The organism is Bacillus sp. RSS_NA_20 (genome assembly GCF_020165915.1).
GTDB lineage: Bacteria > Bacillota > Bacilli > Bacillales > Bacillaceae > Bacillus > Bacillus altitudinis.
Window position 1 is genome coordinate 1,712,417 of the sequence record NZ_JAIUKW010000005.1, and the last position, 20,021, is coordinate 1,732,437.

The window sequence follows — 20,021 nt, forward strand, 5'->3', positions numbered from 1 at the left end:
TATGCAATCACAGCATATGAAAAAAACAGCCCAATTCGTCCATTGGGCTGTTATTCTTTCTTCTCCTTTTTCTCCGGCAGAACAATCGATGGAGCGCCTGAATTTGTTCCGCTGCCATTATAATAATCTGGGACGTCTCCTTGAACGGCTTGGATGGAGACAGGCACGGAGTTTTTGACGACGATGGTTTCTGAGGCGAATGGGATGATGACTCTCACTTTCACCTCAATGAGCACACTAATATCAATCAAGGCATTGTTGATGCCATATGGCTTGATGTTTTTTTCAACGTCCGTATGCGGGTCACCAATGACACTAAATCGTACAGGTACTTTTGGTCCTAGGTTGGCGATAAGTGCATTTCCGGACGCTTGCCCAAGCGGAATGTTATATATAATGCCGTCATGTCCATCTGTTTGATCCTTTAATGCTTCTTTTGCCTCTTTTTGAAAATTCCCCTTTTCAATGTCCTCTAGATTTTTTTGAAGGTGACGTGACAGGTCAGCCATTGCTTTCGATGTTGCTTGCGCATTGAAGTCGATAGTTGTCACTTTTCCGTTCTCACTTGTATTCATCACAACCATATCTTTCATATTCTCCTGATCATCTGCAAAATCCTGAACAGAATATTGGATGAGATGATTGGCGATTCGTTCTGTTTCTAGTTCAGCAATGTGAATCAAAGTTGGTTTAATGGAACGATTGATGAAGAATAGGCTAATGACAGTTGAGAGCACAAAAAATAATATGGCAAGCAGCATGACATAACGAAATGGCAGAGGGCCCTTTTTATAGGGGCGATAACGGCGGTTTAATCTCAATAAAAAATCCCCCCTTCTCCATTACAAGTGTATGCAGACAGGCGGGGGGATAGGAATCATCTGTTCATTTTATTTCACCATTTTTAATAATGCATCTCTTCCAATTGTGCCAGCATGAATGCCGAGCGACTCAGCGGCATATGTCACAGATTCTAAAGGTGCATCCAGCAATTGCTCGATGGTTCTTACACCTACTGCTCTTCCTGCGATGATTCCTCTATCTGCAAGCTTTTCATTTAGGAGCCCGACATCAAGTGCACCGCACATAATATAACCATGCTCATTTGTCACTGCCATGAAATTGGTCTTTGGCAGTTTGACGGTGACGGCTGTAAAGGAATGGCCATCAATTGTAATAGGTGTTAAATTCACCATATCCCTTCACTCCCTTCAACACAATCTATGTGAAAGGAGGGCAAGTGTTGTTAGGCTGGAGCGGATTTCACTTTGCGTCCTTCAATCGCCAGCTCAGGACATCACGCAAAAATTCCGGCATGAAATATTCAATGTGTTCATGGTCACGTATATGAGGAAAAAGAGAGCCAAGTGTATACATATCCACTGTGCCAACCGTATAGGAATCATCTTCTTTGACGAGTTGATCGTTTACATAGACATCTTTTACTCGTTTGGTTTCGCCCTCTTCTAATGAATAAGTCAAACCGCTGTATAGCATTTTCCCCATCAGTTCGCCTCTAAAGCCAAAGCCTTTGATGCGTAGCTGTTCCATTTTTTCTTCACAGCCACGAGACACTGTTTCGATCAATTGCTTCCCAGTAAGTGTCACCCTGATTGGATTAATTGGATGCGGACATATCCGGTGAATGTCCTCTCTTGTGACGATGCCAGCCTCTAATGAATCAAGCACCATCCCTGCATTCATCATGCCGATATCTGCCTCGCACCATTCTTTAATGGCATCTGTTAAAAGCTGCGGAAGCGGGGAGTCATCAAACCACTTTGTTTCGAGCTTTGATTCAATGGATGTCACTTTTTCCTGCATGAGTGACTTCGCTCTTCTTTCAGCTTTCTGTAAAGTCGTGATCGCTTCATCGGATTCACTGATCAGCTGGTCCACTGATTGCACCGTCGCTTTTTTCTCGATGAGCTCGCTACTCGCTGTATCAATGGTCAGCTCGACACAGCCAATATAATGCCCATACTTTTCAGCACATGCAAGAAGAACTCCATTGTCCATCTCGCCCTGTTCTAAAAGATGATGCGTATGTGAGCCTAAGATGATGTCGATTTCCGGGAAGTCATGGGCTACCTCTCGATCATGGATGATGCCTAGATGGGAAAGAAGAACAATGACATCAGCTTGTCCCTTCACTTCTTGCAGCATCTCCCGTATGCTCTCAAATGGGTCTGTAATGTCCCAGCCCAGCTTTTCATAGACAGGTGTATACGCAATGGTCACCCCTAAGATGGCGATTTTCAGTCCATTCTTCAATGTGATCACTTCATAAGGCTTTGCCCACGATGGTCTTTTGCCTTTTTCAAATAAATTAGATAAAATCACCGGGAATTGCGCGTCTTTGTACAAGCGGTCGAGCTGCTCATGAGGCAACGTAATGCCTTCATTATTACCAATTGTGACGCCATCATAGCCAAGCTGATTGAGGAGTTTGACATTCACTTTTCCATAATCCGCTTCTGATACAAGGTTTACTCGATCCATATGATCGCCAATATCAAATAAGAGCATCTGATCGTGAACTTGACGCTTTTCTTCAATATAAGCTGCGATTTTTGGCCAATTTTCAAAGTGGCTGTGCAAGTCGTTTGTATGATATAACCATAGCTTCTGCAGCATGTTGATCTCTCCCTCAAGTTGTCACTGAACCGTCTCGTTCAAGTTGAAAGCCGCAGCTCTCGTTTAACTAAATAAATCTAACTGCTTCGGGGATAAGCTTGAATACGTCAAATCCAGCAAATCAATCATTTGCTGGCCATTCGTCGCCGCATCTCCGCCTGAGTTATTATTAAATACGACATATACATCTTTCGACTGCTGATGCAGGATGTCGAGGTTCTTTTTCCATTCCTTTAGTTCAGCTTCATTATATAAATATAAGTAACGAACTTCACGCCAGTTCTCATGATCTGCCGGGTGAAGCCAGCCTTGTTTATTTCTTCCGTGGAAACGGACTAATGTTTTGTCACGGTGTGTGGCTTTTATGACTGGCGGTATAGACCCTTCTCCGACTTGCGGTTCATCACAGACGGAATGAATCCACCCTTCTTTCTCCATAAAGGATAAGGTTTGTTCATAAAACTCGTCTGAAAACCAAGTCCGGTTTCGGAATTCGAGTGCACAAGGAATGTCCCCCATCTTCTCCTTACACCATCTTAAATAGTGGACGTGCTCCTTTTTGCAATCAAACCATGGTGGAAATTGAAACAGAACCATCGCCAGTTTCCCTGCTCGAATGAGAGGAGTCAGTGAAAGAATAAATGCATCAAACATTTCTTCCTTTGAAGCAAACGGGATCTCGCCTCTTTGATGCCCGGTCATTCCTTGATATGCTTTCACGACAAATTGAAAGGCGTCTGGCGTATCTTTTATCCATTTTTCATGGTTGCGCTCAGGCTGAACAGCATAAAAGCTTGCATCCAGTTCCACAATGGGAAACGTTGATGCGTAGTGAAACAGCTTTTGAGAGCTGCCGATTCTCGGCGGGTACAGACTGTCATGATCTCCCCAGCCAGTTAATCCGATATAAATCATCTATCTCACCTCTTGCCACTTGCTTGTCTAAACGGATTTTCCCATTGAAAATCTTTGTTTCTTGGGATACCCATCTTTCTGAAAGAAATTCTTCTGTCTACAACATATCATATTTACCCATTTTTCTGAATGAAGATGACTGATGTGATGTTGCCCTGCCATCTTTTTTGTGATATTACATCACAACTTTCTATCTAAATTGAATGAAGCTGATAACATAACATTTATATCAGAGACTTTGACAGCGATTGTCCATTTTTTTATTCATCTTCACCAAAGGCTTCAGCTCTAAAAAAGGAGAATGAGTGGATATGAACATTGTCGATCATCATGTTGAAGTATTGCAAAAAGTGGTCCAAAGAATTCATCAGCCTGTCTATTTGATCAATCAGTATGGACGTATTCTTTTCACCTCATCCCAAGGTATGACAAACCCAGATTGGATACAAATGCTCCGCTTGTTTCACAGTACGCAGCAGCATTATTTTTCTATGGTTCATTCAAAAGAAAGCGTTTCTGTTTTTCCTATCTATATAAACGAACAATCTTATGATTATTTAGTCGTTCCAGCCTTCATTCATCCTCAAGACGACATGGGTCTACATTTGAAAATTGAACAAGCTGTAAATGCCATGTCCATTTCACGTATCAAACAACATGCCATCAAGCAATCTACAGGGCGAGCCAAAAATGAATGGTTTCGCAAATGGATGGAGGGAACGATTTCCTCAGAGCAAGATGTCGCCTGCCTGGCACGCATGTTTGGATTAAACACAACGATTCCCTATCTATGTATCGTCTGTCAGCTTGATCAGAGCAGTCATTTCTCTTGTTTCCTTAAGCAGCAAACCCTTGTAGATGATGTGTTTGCTTTACTTGAAAGCACCCTTTCGCACTGTCCATTTCCCGCCTTTCTTTTTGTCAAAGGAGATATCGGCATCTTCCTTATAGAAGAGACTGGCGGCTGGCTGGCAATGAACAAATCGATCTGCTCTTTTTTAAAACAAATGCAGATCCTTATTAAACAACATGTGAATGCCACCATTTCCTTTGGTGTGAGCTTAAGCGGTTATCTCATCACCGATCTGCCAAAAGGATTCAGTGAAGCTGTCCATGCTCTGCAATCAGGCCAGCTCTCATTAAGAGCTGAATATATTCAGTTCTATCAAGCAAAAGATGTGTCAGATTTACTGAAGCTCATCCCACCAAAAGATTTAACAACATTCTATGAGCAGTACCTCCACCCATTATATGAACAACCACAAGTCGATCCAAACCTTCTCCACACCTTATCTGTTTATGTCGAAACACATTGCCATATTTCAGAAACAGCCAAGCGTTTATCTGTTCATCGCAACACCGTGATATATCGACTGGAGAAATGTGAAGAACTGCTTCAGATCAGCCTAAAAGATCCTGACGCAACATTGCGCTTGCGCTTAGCTTTGCGTATTCAAAAGCACCTTTCATCCGATTCGGATTGAATCTTTTTTTCTTACGTCTCATATATTTTGGAGGAGAAATGTGAATGACAAGGAGTGGTGTCAAATGGATGATGAGATTCGTCACATCCCGCAACCGATTCGAGACGATGGGGCCGGCGCAACCGATTTAGGCCCGCGAGACGTTCTGCGCGATATGGAGAACCCAGATATGTTCGTTCCCCCTAAAACGGATGCGGGGACGATTCCTAATTTAAAATTTTCATATTCTGATACACATATGCACTTGAATCATGGCGGCTGGTCGAGGGAAATTACTGAGCGAGAGCTGCCTGTTTCAACAACGATTGCTGGTGTGAACATGCGGCTTACGCGCGGAGGTGTTCGTGAGCTTCATTGGCATAAGCAGGCGGAATGGGCATATATGATTTTAGGCAAAGCCCGGATCACATCTGTAGATGCAGAAGGACGGAATATGATCGCTGATGTAGAAGAAGGAGACTTGTGGTATTTTCCGCCCGGTATTCCGCACTCCATTCAAGGTCTTGAGGATGGCTGTGAGTTTCTCCTTGTGTTTGATGATGGTGCTTTTTCTGAATTTGATACGTTCACCATCACAGACTGGTTTGCTCATACACCAAAAGACATTCTTTCTGCTAATTTCGGCGTGCCAATCAAGCTGTTTGATCACATTCCACATAAACAACGCTATATGTTTCAAGGCTCTTCACCGGCATCCATTGAAAGCCAAACAGTCTCTGATCCATACGGCGGCATCAAACCGCCATTTACCCACCAGCTCCTTCGTCAAAAACCAATCGTGACCTCTGGTGGAACCGTGCGAATCGTCGACTCACGCAATTTTCCAGTATCGAAAACGATTGCTGCTGCACTTGTGGAGGTAAAACCTGGAGGGATGAGAGAAATGCATTGGCACCCGAATAATGATGAGTGGCAATACTATTTAACTGGTACAGCTAAAATGACGGTTTTTGGAGCAGGCGGGACAGCTCGTACTTTTAATTACAGAGCAGGTGATGTTGGTTATGTTCCTTTCGGGATGGGGCATTACATACAAAACATCGGGCAAACAAGCCTTTGGTTTCTAGAAATGTTTAAAAGCGATCGATTTGCTGATATTTCATTGAACCAATGGATGGCCTTAACCCCTCCTCAATTAGTGAAGGAGCATTTGCATGTGGATGATGCATTGATTCATGCGTTGCATAAAGAAAAATCACCAGTTGTGAAGTATGAGCGATGACGAAAAAAACCGATCCATTTGTGCTGATCGGTTTTTTCTATGCTGTCTTTACGATACGGCATGGGAATGTTGCTGCGCTTTTTTCGCCCATAAAATAGAAGCAATGAAACTCATACAAAGTACCAGCGTTCCAAACATAAATGGCAGCTCAATATTCACATCAAATAAAATACCCGCAAGACTTGGCCCGACGATATTCGCAAGGCTCATAAAGGAGGTATTGAGGCCGCCTGCTACCCCCTGCTGATTCCCTGCCATTTTAGAAAGTAATGTATTGAGGGCTGGGCGAACAAACGAGGTGGCCGATAAAAATAAAATGGAGCCCGTAAAAATGAGCCAAAAGGAAGGGGCAAAGCGGCAGGCAATCAGCATAAACGCCGCAGCTAAAAGGGCATAACGGACGACACGCATTTCGCCAAATCGTTTCACAAAGGTATTTACTAAAGCACCTTGAACGATGACACCCGCAAGTCCAGCTACCGTAATGACAAATGCAATATCCTTCGGTGTAAAGCCATGTTTTTGGTCCACATATAAGCCAAAGATCGATTCAAAATGAATGATTCCGAAATTCAAAACAAAGGCCAAGATAAACAAAAAACCGTATGGTGTTTTTAAAGCCTGAATCATCTGCGTAAAAGGATTGAAATGAAGCTCTTTATTCAATCGTGCTTCTTCCTGCTTTTCCTTTGTTAAGGTTTCAGGTAAGAACAAGAAAGACAACAACGTCGACAGGGCTGCAAAAGAACCAGCGATGAGGAAAGGAAAAGCAATTCCAAACTCAACCAAATAACCGCCCACACCCGGTCCAATGACAAAACCAAGTGTCATTGCAGCACTAAAAAGACCCATCCCTTTCCCTCGGTCCTTTTCACTTGTGATATCAGCAATGTAGGCAAACATGGCGGGCATCAGCAGCGCACCAGCAGCTCCGCCTAAAAATCGAGACACAAACAGCATCCAAAGCTGATCCGCAAATGCAAAAATAAACTGGGCAATCGTAAAGCCGGCAATCCCGGCAATAATCAATTTTCTGCGTCCAAATCGATCAGTCAGCGCTCCAGCGACGGGTGATAAGGCAAATTGTGTGAGGCCAGTTGCAGCAACGAGGAAACCAAGTGTTTTTCCAGTTGCGCCAAAGGCTTCAATATAACTTGGCATGACAGGAACGATCAGACCAAATCCAAGCATGGCAATAAAAATATTGAGCATCAAAATGTATAATCTGCCCATTTTTTTCATATTAAAACCTCTTTCTTCAAAATAAATGAAAATGATGACAAAAATGATAAGAACTTCTTCAGTATAGCGATATCGCTCTCTATAAGTCTAGTTTTTCAAAAAACAGCGTTTTTTCCCAAATAAAAAATACCCGCTGGTGGCGAGTATTTTGAGAATCCCTTTTTTATTCAGCTTGTGCATAGATGGAAAGAGCCGCCTGTAACCCAGCGCCACAATTGATGGCTGCTCCGTACTTCATCAAGATGGCTTCAAGGCCTGCTAAAACAAATAGAATATTTTCCTTTCGGCAGCTATAGCCCATTGAGCCAATTCTCCATATCCGTCCTGCAAGCGGCCCAAATGAACTCGAAATTTCAATTCCAAAATGATGAAGAAGATCAGCCCGGACCGCTTCTCCGTCGATATCACTTGGAATGACGATACACGTCACGACCGGCATTTTGCAGTCTGGATCACCGAATAATTCAAGCCCCATCGCTTCAAGGCCTGCCATTAAAGCCTTCTCATGAAACAAGTGGCGCTGAAAACGTTCCTCCAAGCCTTCTTCCAGCACAAGACGAACCCCTTCTCTCAGTGCATAAAGCATCGTTGTCGCTTCTGTATGATGATTTAACCGCCTCGGGCTCCAATAATCTTGCAGCTGGCTTAGATCAAAGTAATTGCTTTTGATTGGAGAAATGTCTACTTGTTTTTGCAGTTCGTCCTGTGTTGCAATCCCTTTTTCTACTTTCTTTCTCGATTGTACGACGTCTGCCACTCGTTCATTATATGTGATCGGTGACATCCCTGATGGAACAGACAAGCATTTCTGCGAGCCCCCAATTGCCGCATCGATTTTCCATTCGTCTACCTTGACCTCGACACCACCAATTGTCGCCACAGCGTCTACAATAAAAAGCGCATCAAGCGCTCGGCATGCTTCACCAATTTTCTCAAGCGGCTGTATTCTTCCGGTAGATGTTTCACCATGAACCATCGCAACAATTTTCGGCTTGACTTGATGCATCTCTGCGATGATGTCGTCTTGCTTAAAAACCGTTCCCCATTCACATTCCATTGTATGTACCTCAGCACCATAGCGCTGTCCAATTTCAATCAGCAAATGACCGAAGCGTCCAAAGACCGGAACAAGCATCACATCTCCGGGCTCGATCACACTGGCAAGCACAGCTTCAAGCCCTGAGCGGGACGTCCCATCAATTGGATAAGCCCATTCATTTTCTGTTTGAAAAAGTGATCGTAATAAGGTCATCGTTTCATTCATGATCTCTGTAAATGCAGGGTCAAATTGACCAAGAATTGGTGTACTCATCACCCGAAGGACTCTCGGATCTACTTCGACAGGTCCTGGTGTCATAATGGTTCTAGAAGGTGTATGCAGTTCTTTCACGTTATCCATCCTCTCCCTTGCTGTGTCCATCCTTATATGCCCACTTATACAGCAATGCTGATAAAATAGCAATCTCTTTTCTTACGAATTGGTTACATAAAATTTACGATAAATCCATTTATTTCTTTATGGCAATATGATAGAACTAAAGAGTATACATTCCCTATGAAGGAGGAAATAGAATGAAAAGATCTTTATTTGGAACTGTGGCCGCCGGAATCATGATTTTCGGCACATTTGCCGCTCCGCTGCCTCCCGCTGCAAATGCTCAAGGCTTTACTCTGAATGAACCGAGTCAAACCATCACCTTTTCCCCGTTACAGCTACAAACCGAAACATCTGCTCAACATGCGAAAACAACTGCTTCAAGTCAAATTGATTCCTATTACCAATCTGCTGCTGGCAAATCTGGGCCTGCTCTTAAGAAAGCATTACACGATATTATTGATGATCATACGCAGCTATCCTACAGCCAGGTTTGGGATGCATTAAAGAAAACGGATGAAGATCCAAAAAATCCAAGCAATGTGCTTTTGCTCTATAGCGGTATCTCCAGGTCAAAGCAAGCAAATGGAGGAAACGTGGGACAGTGGAACCGGGAGCATGTGTGGGCTAAATCTCACGGCAATTTTGGGACGAGCCAGGGACCTGGTACAGATCTCCATCACCTTCGGGCAACAGACGTACAAACGAATAGCACACGAGGAAATTTAGATTTTGATATAGGCGGAAATGAATACAAGGGAGCGCCGGGCAACTTCTACGACAGCGACTCATTTGAACCTCATAGCCGGGTGAAAGGAGATGTAGCAAGAATGCTCTTTTATATGGCCGTCCGATATGAAGGCGATGATCGTTTCCCAGATTTAGAATTGAACAACAAAGTGAATAATGGAAGCGCCCCTCTTCACGGCAAAATGTCTGTCCTATTGAAATGGCACAAGCAAGATCCAGTCGATCAAATCGAACGGAATCGTAACGAAATCATCTATCAAACGTACCAGCACAATCGCAATCCTTTTATTGATCACCCTGAATGGGTAAGCGATATTTGGGAATAAAAAAGAGAGGCACTGCTATGAGCAAGCAGTGCCTTTCTTTTTTTCAAGCGGACAGACAAGACAATAATCAAGACTTTCCGATTTCTTCTCAAGCTTATAATACATACAGCAAGTCTTTCGATTTGATGTGTCTAGCAAACTTTCATCTAAATTTAAGCTGTGCTGAAAAGGATTTTGCTTCGCTCCGAAAAGATCACCCGATGCCTTCTTCAGAAACAAATAATCCTCCCGTACGCGCTCTTTCATTTTAGGCTCTTCCGTTTCTCGCATCATGCTACGGTAAAGAGAATTGATACGTACCGCTACATTTTCCCATAAAATTGAATACGGAAGTCTTGAAGTACGTTTCAATACATCTAAAAGAGGTGTGACACACTGCGTAAATAGCATGCGGACGACCTGCTCTCTCCACTCATGACGATCTCCTTCTGACTGAACAAATGAACAGAGCGTTTCATCTAGCTCAATTTTACGATCTTCTCTAAAGACACACGCCTCTGGTGAAAACCGGTAGACAGCATCATACATCGTCATCAAGTACAAAGTAGAACTAACAGCTAAATAGGCATAGCGTTTTGAAAACATGGACGCCGCCACTGCTATATTCGGTGCATGCATCGCTTCCTTTTCAGCTTCTAATAAACGTCTGATAGATGCTTCTGAAAAAAGCGCAGCAAGTGTGCGATCAGATGTCATTGGTCCATTTGTGATGCTTACCCCGAAATCAAGTAATTCTCTCTCAACCCACTCTGGCTTCATATCAAAACCCCCATCTTTCGTTTAACGATTTCGCTGTTGATATAACAAATAAATAAAGAACGGTGCGCCGATTGCAGCCGTAAACACACCTGCCGGGACATCTAACGGGAGAAAAGCCGTTCTCGCAACTAAGTCTGCCAGCATCACGAGAATACTTCCAACAAGCGCAGATGCTGGAACAAGCGCAATAAAGGAACGACCGATGATCATCCTTGCAACATGCGGCGCCATCAGTCCGACAAATTCAATACCGCCTGCGAATGCAACGGCAATACCGGCTAATGTCACACTCATCAGTAGAAAGAATAACCGCTTCGCCTGAACCTTGACCCCGAGACCTGTTGCAAGATCATCTCCAAGTTCCTTCACATTCATCGTTCTTGCCAGCACCATGACAATCGGTAAAATCATCAATACCCAAGGAAGCATTGCGATGACGTCCTTCATTGTAGAACCATATAAACTGCCCGTCAGCCAGATGTATGACTTGGTCGTAGTCATCGTATCGCTGAGCACAAGAGTAAACGTCACACACGCCTTCATAATGGCGGAAATCCCAATCCCCATCAAGACGAGCGTGATCGGCTTGACGCCTTTTTTCCATGAAAGCAAATAAATCAGGCATGATACAGCAAAAGCGCCTGCAATGGCCCACAACGACTGATAAGCAATAGGCACAGTGCCCATCCAAAAGACGATGAACATAATGGCGCCAAACGACGCACCGCTCGTAATTCCTATGATGTCAGGCGATGCAAGCGGATTTCGAATGAGACCTTGTAAAATAAGCCCCGATACCGCAAGTGCCGCTCCCACTAAAACCGCAAGCAGGGTCCTTGGAATCCTCAACGTATTTAACACAAACGTATTTCCCTCGCCTTGTCCGAAGATATGCAGCAGCACATCAGTAGGTGGAATAAAGCGGCTGCCCATACAAAGGCTCAGAATAAATAAACCAAAGGCAACGCCTGTCAATAATAGTAAAATCAAAAACGTCCGCTTTGAAAATTGAAATGAAATGCGCCCGCCCTTTGAACGCACTGTATATGTTTTAGCCACCTGTCTTCAACCCCTTGCGCACGAGATAAACAAATAGAGGCGCTCCTGCAATTGCCGTCATGACACCAATCGGTACTTCCTGCGGCATGATCAGAAAACGAGCGGCAAGATCTGCGACAAGTAAAAGCGACGCCCCTACAACGGCACAATACGGCAGTACCCAGCGGTGGTCAGGTCCAACAAGCTTTTTCACAATATGCGGCACAAGAAAACCAACAAATCCAATGGATCCTGCGACAGCGACGGAACCTCCTGCTAAAAAGACGACAAGTACCCCCATCGTCATCTTCAAAAGCAACGTACGCTGGCCAAGCCCTTTCGCAATATCATCACCCGATAAAAGGACATTGATCGAGCGGCCAAGAAGCAGCGCCACCACAGTCGCCCCAAGAATATAAGGCAGCACAGGCAGCAACATATCTATACTTCTTCCTGACACTGAACCAGCCATCCAGAACAGGATGCTTTGAATGGACTGTTCATTCACGATTAAAAGTCCTTGAGTAAAGGACGCAAACAGAGCAGATATCGCAGCACCTGCGAGCACAATTTTGACCGGTGTCAGTCCGTCTTTTCCAATGGAGCCTAGAAGAAAGACGAGCATACCTGCAATGGCAGCGCCTAAAAAGGCCGTCCACATATAACCTGTTAACGACTCAGTAGAAAAGAAAACAATCGAAATCACAATAAAAAAGAGTCCACCTGCATTAATACCTAAAAGATCTGGTGCAGCCAGCGGATTTCTCGTCAATGCCTGCATGAGTGCACCTGAAATCGCTAGACTTGATCCAACAACCGTCGCAATTAAAGCTCTTGATAATCTGGATGTCATGACAATCACACTGTTTGGATCTGACTCATCAAACTGAAGAAACGCATGGATGGTGGCTTTGAGGGAAATTGAGGTTTGCCCAAGAGAAATACTGAGCATAAAAAAGACCAACATCAACACGATGAATCCAGCAAATAGCAGTGCCTTGCTCGAATCCTTTTTTAATAAACTTCTCATCTGATTCCCGCTTTCAATCTGTTATGGAAAAAGGAGAAAATGGTTTTTCACATTTTCTCCTCTGCTACACTTATTTATCAAGCCCTAGACGATCATAAATATCATCAAGCATCATGTTTGCAGCGGTGATACCGCCAGCCATGTTCCAAGTGATTTCATCAACTTTATGCACTTGCTTCGCTTTCACTGCATCAAGCTGCTTCCATAAAGGATGACTTGTCCACTCTTTATATGCTTTTTCAACTGCTTTATCCTGATCATCCATGAAGTAATAGATCACATCTGCATCCATTTGTGGAATGCTCTCTTTGTCTGTAAGTGTAATGATATCTTGCTTTTTATCTTTGACATTTTTAGGACCTTCAAAGCCTAGCTCTGTTAAAATTGAACCTGCAAACCCAGTTTGATAGATTCTTGCATGATCTGCACGGAAGTTCACCACAGACACACTCATTGGCCAGTTTTTAATGTCTTTCTTTGCTTTTTCTTTGAAGTCAGCGACGCGGTCATCCCACTTCGTCAGCAATTCTTTTGATTTGTCTTGCTTGTTTAACGCTTCACCCATTAAATTCACTGTGTCTTTAAAAGTGAACACTGTTTCTGTTGCAACAGTTGGAGCGATTTCTTTCAGCTGATCAAAAATTTGCTCGTGACGGATTTTTGATGCAATGATCAAATCTGGCTTCAGCTTTTCAATTTCTTCTAAGTTTGGTTGTGTTTCCTGCCCAACAATTTTGACACCCTTTAAATCATCTCTTAAATATTTATACGTAGGTGCTTCAAGCCAAGATTCTACAACACCCACTGGTTTAATGCCCATAGCGACGGCTGCATCAGTTGCTCCTTGATACAACGTCACTACACGTTTAGGCGATCCTTTAATTTCAGTTGAACCGATAGCGCTTTCAACGGTTCTTGTTTTCTCATTACTATCTGACTTGCCTTCGCTGCTATTACTGCCACAAGCCGCAAGTAATACGATGGAGAGCACAACTAATAGCGACCAAAAAGATTTTTTGAACATGTACCTCACCTATCCATTCTATATGTAGTCATATCGTTTGATAACGATTCTCATTATCACACTATGATTTTATCATAGAAAAGGATGGTGTCAATGTAAATTTTTAAGAAAAAGGTAGAGTGTTGACTAGTTGTTCAGGTTAAATGGAACTTTTTCCACATTTGGATGGTACGCCCAATCTTTTTTCCCGATTCTAGTAAAATGGACAAATGAGTATGGTTTTCTATCACTTGGTAAACAGATTGATTTTTCACCTGCTGATTTGGAAGCGCCAGATATGGATGAAATTTGTCTACGTCGTATAACTCATCCTCGCTTCCAACAAACATGCCATAAGGCTGGTTCAGCCTTGCAAATTGTTTTTGAGGTGCAGATGGCGTTAAGGCAAGAGACATATTGATGGTAATGCCTGTTAAAAGAAGTGGATCTTGTGCAATCACCCATGCTGGGTAGTGAAATCGTACAGCTTCTGAATGCCCCATCAGCCTTCCTTTTGTCATCGCAGATAGCACGAATTTCCAAACTTGAACTGTGGCAAAAGGGACTTGATTAGACTTCGCTGTGTCAGATTTGTAGCCAAATTCAGGAGCAATAAAAAAGTAACCGTCTACTTTTCTTTTTTCATCCCAAGATAGATATTGAAGCAGCAATCCAGCTCCAGAGGAATGACCACAAAGATAAAGTGCTCCTTCGTGCTGCTGTTTGATGACATCCACAACTTGCGAAATATCTTGCCACACGTCAGTGACTTTGGGTGTATCCCCCTTCTTTCCTTCAGAATATCCGTGGCCTCTCAAATCCAGCAGAAACACATTCACGTGAAAATCATGTTGCAATGTATAGGCGATATGCTCATAACCAGCCAAGCTGTGAGCGCCTCCACCATGAATGATGATCACATTGGTCTGCGTGTTTGTTTCTGATAAAAACGGATAATAAGCAAGACGTATGCCGTCATGTGATTGAATGAACTGTCTTTCTGGAATAGCTACAGGAGCTACTTCCTGCATACTTGTAAATGAGAACGGTTCTGTTTCGTTCATAATTAACTTTTGACCCCCAACTAGACACGAGAATGGCTAGAGCATTGCTGGCCATCCTCATGTTCGCATCCTATTTTGTCATGTCCCTCAAAGGGAACGTCTTACTCTCAATAATAGCGACAATTTGTTTTAACGCTTGGTTCGCTTCGGGAATAGGGAAGACAGGAAAGACGTGATTCATTTTTGGGTATTCGATATAATTGATGGGAACACCCTGCTTGTCTGCCATCTCTTTGAATTTCCGGGCATCTGGGAGAAAGAATTCATGAGTGCCAATAAAAACAGAAATTCGTCCTAACGATTTGATTTCTCCATAGATTGGACTGATCAAATGATGTGTTTCATCTGTATCACCTGCATAGGCTTTGCCCGATTCGATTAGTAAATCTAGGTTGAGCATTGGCTCTTTTGGAACCATTTTAGCGATATCAGGATTACTTAATGTCACATCAAGCCAAGGTGATAATAGAATCAAGTTTCCAGGCTGCGGAAGACCTTTTTTTGCTAAGTATTGAGCAAAGGCGAGCGATAAACCGCCGCCAGCAGAATCACCCATGATGACGATTTTTTCTGGTGTTCCTTTTTCTAAAAGAGCTTGGTAAACTGGGAGAACACTCTCGATTGCATCCATATATTGATGATTCGGTGCTTTAGGATAAACTGGCACATACACCGTACTATTTAATTGCTTCGTCAATCGATCCAAGAAACGCCAATGCCATACGAGCGGCTGCTCAATATAGCCTCCTCCATGTAAAAATAGCACCTGATGATCATCTGGCTGCACATCTGATTTCAACATGTACGTATCGACTGAAAACATGCTGCTTTTGGTGATGCGATATTTCTTTTTCAACTTCTCAGGCAGCACATAAGGTAATTGATTCGCCATTCTTCGTTCTTCTAAATACCCCTCAACATTTAGTTTCTTCTTTGTAAGTACAAGTAACCATTCAACAAACAAACTTTGAATACTTCGCATACGATCGACCCCTATAGATAGAATGATGACAATCAATGTCTAGGAAAAGAATGGTTTCTCTTTTTCTAAAGCATAACATAAGAACTTGTGAATCCGTTAACTGCTTTGGACAGAATACTTTTTCTATACATCTATTCATTTATGAACACCTGTCTATTTATATTATATTTTCTAGATACATCATCATCAATTGTCAATCTTTCAATCAATGTTCATTAATCAACACATATTCAAAAACTGTTCATTTAAACACAAAAAAGACGAGTCTTGACCACTCGTCCTTCTTCTTCCTCACTTCACTTCCTCATGCTCATGAGCAGTATCTCTTTTGCTCGCGATAAAGAGTGCACATGTCATCGCAAGAATGGCCAGTGCCCACCAGAATGTCGATACGGCCTGTTCATGATCAATGATAATCAAACGGATGACAGCTGTGATGCCAATATAAATAAAATAGCGCAGCGGAAAATGAAAGTTGGATTTAAAGTATTTAATAATTAAGGCGATAAACTCAAAATACATAAAGAAGATCAGCAGCTCGCCAAGCATTCCATAATAGCTTTCTCCTTTGTTAAACAATGTTTTATAGACGAATTGCACGATGTACCATGTTTCACTAATTAAGAGTACGCTTAGCGCAATCGCTAGAAAGAACAGGCAGATATTCAGAAGGGCTTGCAGAAGATCAGGTACCTTTTGGAAATTGTTGAATCGTTTCATCAGATTGTTTCCCCATTCCATGATGTTGTTTTTGCTCTCTACATTTTGGTATTCCAAAATCGCAGCACGATGTAGTAGGTATCGTTCTTTTCTCCACTTTCAAACTGTCCATGCATTCGGGACATCATCCGCTTGATGCTTCGTTCCCCGAGTCCATTGCTTTCCGGTATGATGTCTGTCTTTTTTATCGCATTGCTCACATGGATTTCAAAGACATCTTGGTCGGATAAAAAAGTGATCTGAATGTTCTTTTCAGGATCTGCGTATTTACGTAAATTTGACATCACATTATCAAACACTCTGCCAAGTTCCTCGACGTTTACGTTAATATAGCTATCCGGCATTTCGCCTACAATATGGACCGTGAAATTCTCCTGATGCAGGAGGGCGACCTGATCTGATAGAAGATCATAAATCACTTCTTTCACTGCAACGGTTTCAAGCTCTGACTCGTGCTCTTTATCTAGCAGGAAATAGGCAAATAGATTGTCAGACAGATTCTTTAATTGCAGGGCTTTTCCATACGCACTCGCTATATATTGCTCCTTGCGGGTATCCGCTAGAGCTTCCTCTTTTTTCGCAAATTCCAGATTCATGATGAGTGATGTCAGCGGGGTCCTCATATCATGCGACATTTCGGTCACTAAACTGCGGCTCTCTTCCTGCAGATCATCAATGGCCTGAAGCTTGTCCAAAAAGGCTGTTCTTAAATCCTCAATGCTCTTTGCAATCATGGCCAATTCATCATGCCCCTTCACTGTCATTTCATAATCGAGCTCACCGCCTTCAAGAATATGAATCTCTTCACGGATCGTTTGCAAGTAACGTAGGCTTCGGCGAATGCCAACAAGCACAATCAGGAGAAAAATGAGTGTTGCACCAAGCAGTTCTAGTGTAAAGGCGAGATCGTGATATCGAGAAGAGTAAAACCCGTCTACCATAACCCTACCTTCTCCGTCGCTAAATTGAACCGGGTAAGAATGACGCTTTGCGTAGTCGGTCACCTTTTCTTTCCCATAGGCCGATTCGTCAGCGGCAGAGTAAATCGAGTCATATTGAAGCACTTCATCCTTGTAAACAGTGAGATTAATATAATCTTCTTTTTTCACCCACTCACCGAATGCTTTTCGATCCGTTGAAGTCAGCTCATGTTCTGAAACGTAACGGCTGAATGTTTGAATGTATCTGGCGGATTCTTCCTTATAGTACTCATCCGAACTCAAATATCCTTCAATCAGGTGATCTGTGATCTTTTGCAGTGTCAAAAAGACAACACCACTTACGATAGCAGCGACCAAAATGAGCAGTGACAGCTTTTTGGTCAGCGTATATTTACGATGTGCCAAACCGGTATCCTCTCCCCCATTCTGTTTTGATATACACGGGAAGAGCCGGGTCATCTTCAATTTTGGCACGCAGCTTTCGGATATGCACCATGACCGTATTGTTTGAACAATAAAAATAAGGCTGGCCCCACACGCTTTCATAAATATTTTGAGCAGAAAATATTTTATTTCGTTTGTTCATGAGCAGTTTTAATATCCGATATTCTAAATCAGATAACTTGATTTGCTGCCCACTTTTCCACACTTCATTAAATTCCTCACTCACCTTCAGGCTACCGCCAACTAAATAGGTTTCTTCCTGTTCCTTTTTTTCCTGATAGATGGTATATCTGCGCAATTGCGCCATGACCCTAGCGTGAAGCTCCTCTTCTGAAAAAGGTTTTGTCATATAATCATCTCCGCCAGCGAGTAACCCTTCGGTTTTATCCAATGTACTTGATCTGGCTGTCAGAAATAAAATGGGAACGTTTGAGGAGGCTCTTATCTGCTGGCACGTTTCTATACCGGAGATACCTGGCATCATGACATCCAAAATCACCAAATCCAGCGAATCATCTATAACATGCAATGCCTGCTTGCCATTCATGGCTCTCAACACCTCATACCCTGTACGTGTCAGAGATTCCTGCAACAGGTCACCAATATCCTGATCATCCTCTACAACTAATATTCGATGGGTCATGTCTCAATCACCTCATCCTTCATGATGTTCATTCTTATATGTTATTACTATATATCATCTAGCTATGTGAAAAGATACACCATAAATCTTAAGTGTTTATGAATATGATCAATTGCCATCAAGTTGTCACATTTATTTTCAAAAAATTGGATCTTCATAAATGATTAAGAATTTACCTGTATATTGATTCATTGAAGGATCTACCTTTAGATCCAATACACGAAAAGGAGCATTGATATGAATGTAAGCAAGGTAGAACACGGACAACCAATGAGTCTCAAAGAACGGGTGCATTTCTTGGATATCGTACGAGGATTCGCCTTAATGGGGATTATTTTGGTCAACTATTTTTTGATTGTGGATTCGGTCAAGGGATTTGAGATGGAGTCTAATGATGTATTTCACAACTTGGTGAATTGGTTTGCTTCAGGAAAGTTCATTACGTTATTTTCCTTTCTATTCGGGGTTGGGTTTATGATTTTTATGGATCGAGCTACTCAGAAGGTGGATAGTCCGAACAAGCTGTTTGCTCGCAGATTAACCATTCTCTTAGGGATTGGTCTTCTGCATGTCACGTTTGTATGGATTGGAGATATTTTAACCTATTATGCTGTCGCGGGCTTTTTATTGCTTTTCTTTTACAAACGCACAGCCAAAACCATCCTGTACTGGCTGATCACACTCTTTGTGATTCAATTGCTCACGCCTTTTTTCACCATGCTGCTCAATACCATTAGTACGGGATCATCAGGCAAGCCGGATTTTGCCGATTTTGAATTGACCAGTCACAACAGTCTGACTTATTTAGCATCGATAGGTGACCGGTGGACAGATATGGTCACGATGGCTTTGGGCTCATTTTCCACCGTCTATTCCATGTTCTTCATGTTTTTACTTGGTGTGTATTTTGTGAAAATGTCATTTTTCAAAAACATGGAGACGAAAAAAGCGCTTTGGAATCGTATTTGGATGATTTGTACAATTGCTTTTCTTATCACACTAGCCAGTACGATTATGACGGCGGTCACCCCTTTTGAACATACGCCATGGATGAACATTGTCTCTGCACTTGAGCAAAACGGAGGATTAACTGGCAGTATGTTCTATATGAGTTCACTTGCGATGCTGTTTTTGCACGTTCCTCAGCTGCGAGGTGCTTTGATGGTTTTTACCAAGGTCGGACGGATGTCCCTGACCTGCTATTTGCTTCACTCGATCATTGGAACAGTGCTGTTTCTGAAATATGGAGCCGGACTTGCAGATCATCTTCAACCCGCTGGTACGTTCTTCATTGGCATTGGCGTGTATGCCTTCCTTGTCCTTTTCAGTACGTTATGGTTAAAGCGATTTAAGTCTGGACCGATGGAATTTATCTGGCGTCAGCTGACGTATGGAAAGGTCAATGACCAATCGAAAACAAATACATTTCAGGCGGCGAAGTAATAA

The 20,021-nt window shown here is 42.7% G+C and carries 19 protein-coding genes; 4 read left to right on the plus strand and 15 right to left on the minus strand.

Annotated elements, in window-relative coordinates:
* Nucleotides 1-50: 50 nt before the first annotated feature.
* From yunB to LCD32_RS14575, 4 genes are all read right to left on the minus strand, one after another.
* The gene (gene yunB, locus LCD32_RS14560; RefSeq protein ID WP_007500406.1) at nt 51-821 is read right to left on the minus strand and encodes a sporulation protein YunB; all 771 of its coding nucleotides are present in this window, start codon (nt 819-821) and stop codon (nt 51-53) included.
* Between the two features lie 69 nt (nt 822-890).
* The gene (locus tag LCD32_RS14565) at nt 891-1,196 is read right to left on the minus strand and encodes a YunC family protein (RefSeq protein WP_007500404.1); all 306 of its coding nucleotides are present in this window, start codon (nt 1,194-1,196) and stop codon (nt 891-893) included.
* 67 nt (nt 1,197-1,263) lie between these two features.
* The gene (locus LCD32_RS14570) at nt 1,264-2,637 is read right to left on the minus strand and encodes a bifunctional metallophosphatase/5'-nucleotidase (protein ID WP_224564074.1); all 1,374 of its coding nucleotides are present in this window, start codon (nt 2,635-2,637) and stop codon (nt 1,264-1,266) included.
* 63 nt (nt 2,638-2,700) lie between these two features.
* Nucleotides 2,701-3,552: a DUF72 domain-containing protein gene (locus tag LCD32_RS14575; protein WP_007500400.1), complete on the minus strand. Its 852-nt coding sequence runs from the start codon at nt 3,550-3,552 to the stop codon at nt 2,701-2,703.
* 311 nt (nt 3,553-3,863) lie between these two features.
* On the opposite strand from LCD32_RS14575, the gene LCD32_RS14580 reads away from it, so the two are divergent.
* Nucleotides 3,864-5,036, plus strand: a complete 1,173-nt coding sequence (locus LCD32_RS14580) for a PucR family transcriptional regulator (RefSeq protein ID WP_224564079.1) — start codon at nt 3,864-3,866, stop codon at nt 5,034-5,036.
* A 64-nt stretch (nt 5,037-5,100) separates the two neighbouring features.
* Nucleotides 5,101-6,258 carry an oxalate decarboxylase family bicupin gene (locus LCD32_RS14585; protein ID WP_035701274.1) on the plus strand — a complete coding sequence of 386 codons (1,158 nt, stop codon included), beginning with the start codon at nt 5,101-5,103 and terminating at the stop codon, nt 6,256-6,258.
* Nucleotides 6,259-6,306: 48 nt separating this feature from the next.
* On the opposite strand, the gene LCD32_RS14590 is transcribed toward LCD32_RS14585, so the two are convergent.
* Both LCD32_RS14590 and LCD32_RS14595 read right to left on the minus strand, forming a co-directional pair.
* Nucleotides 6,307-7,500 (minus strand): MFS transporter, encoded by a 1,194-nt coding sequence (locus LCD32_RS14590; RefSeq protein WP_035389313.1) that lies wholly within the window; start codon nt 7,498-7,500, stop codon nt 6,307-6,309.
* Nucleotides 7,501-7,663: 163 nt separating this feature from the next.
* Nucleotides 7,664-8,899, minus strand: a complete 1,236-nt coding sequence (locus LCD32_RS14595; RefSeq protein WP_224564091.1) for a pyridoxal-phosphate-dependent aminotransferase family protein — start codon at nt 8,897-8,899, stop codon at nt 7,664-7,666.
* Between the two features lie 173 nt (nt 8,900-9,072).
* Here LCD32_RS14595 and LCD32_RS14600 point away from each other — a divergent pair, with 173 nt between their 5' ends.
* Nucleotides 9,073-9,951, plus strand: a complete 879-nt coding sequence (locus LCD32_RS14600; RefSeq protein ID WP_017367997.1) for an endonuclease I family protein — start codon at nt 9,073-9,075, stop codon at nt 9,949-9,951.
* A 15-nt stretch (nt 9,952-9,966) separates the two neighbouring features.
* Here LCD32_RS14600 and LCD32_RS14605 read toward each other — a convergent pair whose 3' ends face one another.
* From LCD32_RS14605 to LCD32_RS14645, 9 genes are all read right to left on the minus strand, one after another.
* On the minus strand, nt 9,967-10,710 hold the full coding sequence (locus LCD32_RS14605) for an IucA/IucC family C-terminal-domain containing protein (RefSeq protein ID WP_224564094.1): 744 nt from the start codon (nt 10,708-10,710) through the stop codon (nt 9,967-9,969).
* A 21-nt stretch (nt 10,711-10,731) separates the two neighbouring features.
* A complete protein-coding gene (locus LCD32_RS14610) occupies nt 10,732-11,769 on the minus strand; it encodes a FecCD family ABC transporter permease (RefSeq protein ID WP_017367999.1) in 1,038 nt (345 codons plus the stop codon).
* Nucleotides 11,762-12,778, minus strand: coding sequence for a FecCD family ABC transporter permease (locus LCD32_RS14615; RefSeq protein ID WP_074041921.1), 1,017 nt, complete (start codon nt 12,776-12,778; stop codon nt 11,762-11,764). The genes LCD32_RS14610 and LCD32_RS14615 overlap by 8 nt, the downstream gene beginning before the upstream one ends.
* A 70-nt stretch (nt 12,779-12,848) precedes the next feature.
* Nucleotides 12,849-13,802, minus strand: coding sequence for an ABC transporter substrate-binding protein (locus LCD32_RS14620; protein WP_007500381.1), 954 nt, complete (start codon nt 13,800-13,802; stop codon nt 12,849-12,851).
* A 134-nt stretch (nt 13,803-13,936) separates the two neighbouring features.
* Complete coding sequence (locus LCD32_RS14625; protein ID WP_224564096.1) at nt 13,937-14,845, minus strand: alpha/beta fold hydrolase; 909 nt, start codon at nt 14,843-14,845, stop codon at nt 13,937-13,939.
* Between the two features lie 70 nt (nt 14,846-14,915).
* Entirely contained in the window at nt 14,916-15,827 is a 912-nt protein-coding gene (locus LCD32_RS14630; RefSeq protein WP_008346994.1) for an alpha/beta hydrolase, read from the minus strand.
* A 291-nt stretch (nt 15,828-16,118) separates the two neighbouring features.
* Nucleotides 16,119-16,547 (minus strand): phosphate-starvation-inducible protein PsiE, encoded by a 429-nt coding sequence (gene psiE / locus LCD32_RS14635; protein ID WP_008346998.1) that lies wholly within the window; start codon nt 16,545-16,547, stop codon nt 16,119-16,121.
* Between the two features lie 38 nt (nt 16,548-16,585).
* The gene (locus LCD32_RS14640; protein ID WP_060781373.1) at nt 16,586-17,893 is read right to left on the minus strand and encodes a sensor histidine kinase; all 1,308 of its coding nucleotides are present in this window, start codon (nt 17,891-17,893) and stop codon (nt 16,586-16,588) included.
* The gene (locus tag LCD32_RS14645; protein WP_060781374.1) at nt 17,880-18,575 is read right to left on the minus strand and encodes a response regulator transcription factor; all 696 of its coding nucleotides are present in this window, start codon (nt 18,573-18,575) and stop codon (nt 17,880-17,882) included. The genes LCD32_RS14640 and LCD32_RS14645 overlap by 14 nt, the downstream gene beginning before the upstream one ends.
* A gap of 237 nt (nt 18,576-18,812) precedes the next feature.
* On the opposite strand from LCD32_RS14645, the gene LCD32_RS14650 reads away from it, so the two are divergent.
* On the plus strand, nt 18,813-20,018 hold the full coding sequence (locus LCD32_RS14650; RefSeq protein WP_224564099.1) for a DUF418 domain-containing protein: 1,206 nt from the start codon (nt 18,813-18,815) through the stop codon (nt 20,016-20,018).
* The last annotated feature ends 3 nt before the right edge of the window (nt 20,019-20,021 follow it).

Bases quoted from the DNA above. Each gene is read 5' to 3' on its own strand.
- LCD32_RS14565 (WP_007500404.1), bottom strand. From the start codon at position 1,196: ATGGTGAATTTAACACCTATTACAATTGATGGCCATTCCTTTACAGCC.
- LCD32_RS14570 (WP_224564074.1), bottom strand. From the start codon at position 2,637: ATGCTGCAGAAGCTATGGTTATATCATACAAACGACTTGCACAGCCAC.
- LCD32_RS14575 (WP_007500400.1), bottom strand. From the start codon at position 3,552: ATGATTTATATCGGATTAACTGGCTGGGGAGATCATGACAGTCTGTAC.
- LCD32_RS14580 (WP_224564079.1), top strand. From the start codon at position 3,864: ATGAACATTGTCGATCATCATGTTGAAGTATTGCAAAAAGTGGTCCAA.
- LCD32_RS14585 (WP_035701274.1), top strand. From the start codon at position 5,101: ATGGATGATGAGATTCGTCACATCCCGCAACCGATTCGAGACGATGGG.
- LCD32_RS14590 (WP_035389313.1), bottom strand. From the start codon at position 7,500: ATGAAAAAAATGGGCAGATTATACATTTTGATGCTCAATATTTTTATT.
- LCD32_RS14595 (WP_224564091.1), bottom strand. From the start codon at position 8,899: ATGGATAACGTGAAAGAACTGCATACACCTTCTAGAACCATTATGACA.
- LCD32_RS14600 (WP_017367997.1), top strand. From the start codon at position 9,073: ATGAAAAGATCTTTATTTGGAACTGTGGCCGCCGGAATCATGATTTTC.
- LCD32_RS14605 (WP_224564094.1), bottom strand. From the start codon at position 10,710: ATGAAGCCAGAGTGGGTTGAGAGAGAATTACTTGATTTCGGGGTAAGC.
- LCD32_RS14615 (WP_074041921.1), bottom strand. From the start codon at position 12,778: ATGAGAAGTTTATTAAAAAAGGATTCGAGCAAGGCACTGCTATTTGCT.
- LCD32_RS14620 (WP_007500381.1), bottom strand. From the start codon at position 13,802: ATGTTCAAAAAATCTTTTTGGTCGCTATTAGTTGTGCTCTCCATCGTA.
- LCD32_RS14625 (WP_224564096.1), bottom strand. From the start codon at position 14,845: ATGAACGAAACAGAACCGTTCTCATTTACAAGTATGCAGGAAGTAGCT.
- LCD32_RS14630 (WP_008346994.1), bottom strand. From the start codon at position 15,827: ATGCGAAGTATTCAAAGTTTGTTTGTTGAATGGTTACTTGTACTTACA.
- psiE (WP_008346998.1), bottom strand. From the start codon at position 16,547: ATGAAACGATTCAACAATTTCCAAAAGGTACCTGATCTTCTGCAAGCC.
- LCD32_RS14645 (WP_060781374.1), bottom strand. From the start codon at position 18,575: ATGACCCATCGAATATTAGTTGTAGAGGATGATCAGGATATTGGTGAC.
- LCD32_RS14650 (WP_224564099.1), top strand. From the start codon at position 18,813: ATGAATGTAAGCAAGGTAGAACACGGACAACCAATGAGTCTCAAAGAA.